This window comes from Streptomyces sp. CBMA156, assembly GCF_014596515.1.
Classification (GTDB): domain Bacteria; phylum Actinomycetota; class Actinomycetes; order Streptomycetales; family Streptomycetaceae; genus Kitasatospora.
On sequence record NZ_MSJQ01000185.1, the window covers coordinates 1 to 2,164 of the forward strand.

At 76.2% G+C, this 2,164-nt stretch carries 2 protein-coding genes; one reads left to right on the plus strand and one right to left on the minus strand.

The genetic code is table 11. The features are described 5' to 3' along the window. Positions 1–252 precede the first annotated feature (252 nt). The gene (locus BU198_RS15410; RefSeq protein ID WP_188297422.1) at positions 253–987 is read right to left on the minus strand and encodes an alpha/beta fold hydrolase; all 735 of its coding nucleotides are present in this window, start codon (positions 985–987) and stop codon (positions 253–255) included. A 220-nt stretch (positions 988–1,207) separates the two neighbouring features. Here BU198_RS15410 and BU198_RS15415 point away from each other — a divergent pair. Continuing rightward, positions 1,208–2,164, plus strand: a 957-nt coding sequence (locus tag BU198_RS15415) for a helix-turn-helix transcriptional regulator (RefSeq protein ID WP_188297423.1), incomplete at its 3' end; no start/stop codon positions are given.

Sequence of the window (2,164 nt, forward strand, 5' to 3'; positions counted from 1 at the left end):
CTCCGGTCCGGCGGCGGGCGGTTCGGTGCGGACCGGTTGCCCGTTCATGGCCGCTCGCACACGCTGCTCGCTCTCCGCTCGGGTACGCCGTGGGCCCCATCCTGCCGGTCCGGGCACGGCTGCGCGACGGACGGACACGCCTCGGGCGCTGCCGGGCACACCGAAGGGCACGGACGGGACAGGCCGGGGCCCACGGACGGGCGGCCCACGGACGGGCCGACCGCCGACGGGCGGCCCGCGAACGGTCGGGGCTCAGAGCGCGGCGAGCTCCGTCAGCACCGCCGCCGTGTCCGCCGGGCGGGAGAACATCGGCCAGTGCCCGGTGGGCAGTTCGCGCAGCTCCCAGTTCGGCCCGGACATCCCGGCGAAGTACGGGTGCCCGGAGGCGATCAGCTCGCGCACCTGGGCGAGCGGGAAGGAGCAGGAGACCAGCGCCTGCGGCAGCGCGGCCCCGGCGCCGGTCAGCCGCAGCCGGTCCCGGAAGGCCCCGGCCGGGTGCGGGGTGGCACGGGAGCGGACGCGTGCCAGGGTGGCCTCGTCCAGCCCCGCCACGCTCGCGCCGTGCTCGGCCAGGTACTCCCAGCTCGGCATCGGGAGACGGCCGTCGACCACCGAGGCCTCGGCCGTGCGCAGGTAGTCGGGCTGCCAGAGGTCCTGGACCGCGGAGCCGTCGATCAGCGGGCCGCTGTCCAGGTAGACCACCCGGCGGATCCGCTCCGGCATCCGGTCCGCGAGCCCGCCCACGGGGGCACAGGCGCCGCTGTGCCCGACCACCACGACATCCGACAGGTCCTCCCTGACCAGCAGGCCGGCGAGGTCGGCGATGTGCTCCTCAAGCCCGAACTCGCCTGCCTCGCCCGATCGTTCGGCCATCCCGGGCAGGCTGACCGGGTACACCCGGTGCCCGGCCGCGCGCAGCGGCGCGGCCACCTCGTCCCAGGCCCAGGCGCCGAGCCAGAAACCGGGAACCAGTACGAACGTGCTCATGGCGGATCACTCCTTCGTCGGTGGGGATCGTCCGGAGAGGCCACGACGGGCCCGCGGGAGGACTCTGCCGCGGTGGGGCCTTCTCCACCGCCGACTCTAGAATCGGATCCGGACAGAAGTCGCCCGGATTTCCGCCGCCTCGCCGCAAGGTGTCCGGAACGGACGACGGAGGCGGCACGGAGACGACGCGGAGGCAACACGGCAGGGGAAGGAGTACACGGTGGAGCACCCGGTCAGCCGCGTCCTCGCCCTGCTGGAACTGCTCCAGGACCGCCCCGGCCTGACCGGCGCCGAACTGGCCGCCCGGCTCGACGTGGACGAGCGCACCGTCCGTCGCTACGTGGCCCGGCTGGCCGACCTCGGCATCCCCGTCCAGGCCGACCGCGGCCGCTACGGCGGCTACCGCCTGCGGCCCGGCTACCGGCTGCCGCCGCTGATGCTCACCGCGGACGAGGCCGCCTCCGTCGTGCTCGGCCTGCTGGCCGGCCGCAGCTCCGGCCTGTCGGTGGGGGAGGGGGCCACCGAGACCGCCCTCGGCAAGATCCAGCGGGTGCTGCCGCCGCCGCTGCGCGAACGGGTCGCCGCGGTCGAACAGACCCTCGGCCTCACCGCCACCCCCGTCGCCGGCCCCGGCCCGGCCGCCTCCGCGCTGTTCACCCTGGCCGAGGCGGCCCGTCGGCGGCGCCGGGTGCGGCTCGGCTACCGGGACCGCGAGGACCGGCCCAGCGAGCGCGAGTTCGATCCGTACGGGCTGGTCTTCCACTCCGGGCGCTGGTACACCACCGGGCTCGACCACCGCAGCGGCGAGCCGCGCACCTTCCGGCTGGACCGGATCACCCGGGTCGAGCAGGGCGAGACGGGCTTCGAGCCGCCCGAGGACTTCGACCCGGTCCAGCGGGTGGTGGAGTCACTGGCCGGTGCGCCCTGGCGGCACCGGGTGGAGGTGGAACTGGCGACCACCCTCGCCGAGGCCCGCCGCCGGCTGCCGCCCGCCGCCGGCACCCTCACCGAACTCGCCGAGGACCGGGTGCTGCTGCGGGCCCGGGCACAGAACCTGGACGGTGTCGCGGTGCTGCTGGCCGGCCTGGGGTGGCCGTTCACCGTCCGGGAGCCCGCCGCGCTGCGCGCCGAGGTGCGGGCGCTCGCGGCCCGGCTCGCCGCCTGGGGCGCCGAGCCG

What these genes read in the sequence shown, in the direction of transcription:
- BU198_RS15410 (WP_188297422.1), bottom strand. Translation starts at nt 987, where the DNA reads ATGAGCACGTTCGTACTGGTTCCCGGTTTCTGGCTCGGCGCCTGGGCC.